Genomic DNA, 2759 nt, shown 5'->3' on the forward strand with positions numbered 1-2759 from the left:
CCGGCACCCCAGATTCCGGCGGCTCCGCCGAGGCCCCCGTTGCCGCCACTGCCCCCGGCGAGCACGGCGCCTCCGCCTCCGCCTCCGCCGCCTCCGCTGACGTTGTTGTAGGCGCCCGAGGTGTGCCCGCCGTTGCTGACGTTGAAGAAGCCCGAAGCTCCGCTGCCGGAATTCCCGTAGCCCGAGTTGGGTGCGTTGATGTTGGTCGCTCCCCCGAATCCGGTGTTGACGTTGCCGGAGTTGAACGCGCCGGTATTCGTATCGCCGGCGTTGCCGAAGCCGGTGTTGACGTTGCCGGAGTTGAACAAGCCCGAGTTACCGCCGAATGCGGCGCCGGAATTGAAACTGCCGAAGTTGAACCCGGTCCCGGAGTTGAATTGGCCCACGTTCTGGCCGCCACCGGAATTGAAGTCACCCGCGTTGTGTCCCAGGCCCGAATTGAAACTGCCCGCGTTGCTACCAACACCGGAGTTGAACATGCCCATGTTCAGTGAGCTGGCGTTCGCGAGGCCGGTATTGGTATTGCCGGCGTTGAAGAAGCCGGTATTGACATCACCGGAGTTGCCGAAGCCGAAGTTGCCGATTCCCGAGTTGCCGATTCCGACATTGCCGTTGCCCGAGTTGAAGAACCCGATGTTATTGGTCCCGGAGTTGAACAGACCGATGTTTCCGGCGCCCGAGTTGAGGGCGCCGATACCGATCTGATTGTCTCCGGTGAGCCCGATGCCGATGTTTCCGCTGCCGGTGTTGCCGAATCCAAGATTGAAACTGCCGGTGTTGCCGAATCCGGAGTTCCCGTTGCCGATGTTGCCGCCACCGACGTTGCCGCTGCCATTGTTGCCGCTGCCAAAGTTACTGCTGCCGGTATTTCCAGATCCCCAGTTGGAGTCGCCCCGGTTTCCACCACCGATGTTGCCGCTGCCGATGTTTCCCGAGCCCACATTGCCGTTGCCGGTGTTGCCCGAGCCCAGGTTCTGCGATCCGGTATTGCCCGACCCGATATTGGCGCTGCCGGTGTTGCCCGAGCCGCCATTGTTGGATCCGGTGTTTCCGCCGCCGACGTTGGTGTCGCCGCGGTTACCGGAGCCCAGGTTGTTGTTGCCGGTGTTGCCCATACCGAGGTTGCCGTTGCCACGGTTTCCGATGTTGAAATTCAGGCCCAGATCGGCCGCCAGGGCCTGGGCCGCAGCGGGCAACGTCTGCCACGACGACAGCTGCGCAGCGGCCGCCGACACCCCGCTGTGGTAGCCGGCCATTGCCGCCACGTCAGCAGCCCACATCGCTTCGTAGCTGCTTTCTGCGGCGGCGATCACCGGGGCATTGAGCCCGAACCAGTTCGATCGAACCAACTGCACGAACGCATTTCGGTTGGTCGCCACCGCAACCGGATGAATCGTGGCGGCGCGCGCAGCCTCGAATGCCGATACGACCGCTCGGGCCAGGGTGGACGCCGATCCGGCGCGAGTCGCGGCAGCACTCAGCCACGCCGCGTAGGGTGCGGCCGCATTCGTCATGGCCGTTGCCGCCGGACCCTGCCACGCCTGCGTCGCCAACGTTGCCGTCACCGATCCGAATTGGCTTGCCGCAGAGTCCAATTCAGCGGCCAGGCCCTCCCAGGCGGCCGCGGCCGCGACCATCGGTCCCGAACCCGCCCCGGTATACATCAAGGCCGAGTTCACCTCTGGCGAAAACACCGCGTAGTTCACAATCACTGTTCCTTTCCGGGGTTTACCCAGGTTTCCGGGAGCATCGGCACGCGCGGACCGTTACCGAACTCGTCACCGGCCAAGGCGGTCAACCCCGCCGGCCTCGGGGATGCTTGACCAACGGTTCCGGCGAATCCCGTTGAACTTGGCTCAGATACGGCGGCCGCGGCCATCGGTGCGGTGCTGTCCGCGGCATCGTCTGCGTCCAGATACTCGTAGCGGTGGCCGCGGGCGATGGTGGTCCGTTGTCGCCGCGCAGCCCGTACCTGGTCTCGACTCGCCGCCGACGCTGCCGCCGTCGTCCCCGCGGAGTCTGCTGCGGTTTGGGGGGTGGCAATGCGTGCGCCCATCGTGGAACCGAAGCCGGGACCGGGCCCGCCCACCAGATAGCCGAAACCCTCGACTCCCGGTGCCGGCGGGGGCGAGACGGCCGATACGGTCGGGGCCGGCGGTGCGGGCGCCGCGGAAGACGGCGTCAAGGGCGCGGGCGTCGGCGCCAAAGCCGGTGCGGCCAATAGCATTGCCGGCGGGGGCAACTGGGATACCGGGGCCAGCGGGATCGGTGCGGCCGGCACGGCTGCGGCCGCCGGCGGCGCCAGCGCTGCCAGCGCAGCGAGTCCACCGAGATATGTCGTGGCGGCGTTGAGGAAGGCCGGCAATAACAGCGGTGCCATCTGCACCAGGAAGCGCAGTGTCCGCAACGTCCAATTGACCACCCGGTAGGTCTGCCACGCAACGAAATACGAGGCGAGAGCGGGAAAGTTCGCCGGATTCGTCAGCAGCTGCGGAAGGTTGGTCTGCAAATAGGCAAGGGCTTGCTGGTTGCCGTTGAGGAAGTTCGAGATGTTCTGCAGATACTGCAGCGGATTCCAATTCGGTTGGCCCTGACCGGAAATACGTGCGCCGTCGGCGCCGAAGATCATTGCCCATATTTCGGCCGGTGTGGGCAGCCGAAAACCGTTGCCAGCGCCCCCTCCGCCGCCGCCCACGGTCCTTACCTGGAGTGGCTGATGCTAGCCGGCGCCGTCAGTACCGAGGCGGCGGCCCGGCAAT

2 protein-coding genes are annotated in these 2759 nt (G+C 65.6%); both read right to left on the bottom strand.

The features are described 5' to 3' along the window. Positions 1–1706 (bottom strand): PPE family protein (locus tag A5634_RS23675; protein WP_065146471.1); only part of this gene is annotated, 1706 nt, incomplete at its 3' end. 2 nt (positions 1707–1708) lie between these two features. Then, entirely contained in the window at positions 1709–2695 is a 987-nt protein-coding gene (locus A5634_RS23680; protein WP_155769690.1) for a hypothetical protein, read from the bottom strand. Between the last annotated feature and the right edge of the window lie 64 nt (positions 2696–2759).

This window comes from Mycobacterium asiaticum, from assembly GCF_001673365.1.
Lineage (GTDB): Bacteria > Actinomycetota > Actinomycetes > Mycobacteriales > Mycobacteriaceae > Mycobacterium > Mycobacterium asiaticum_A.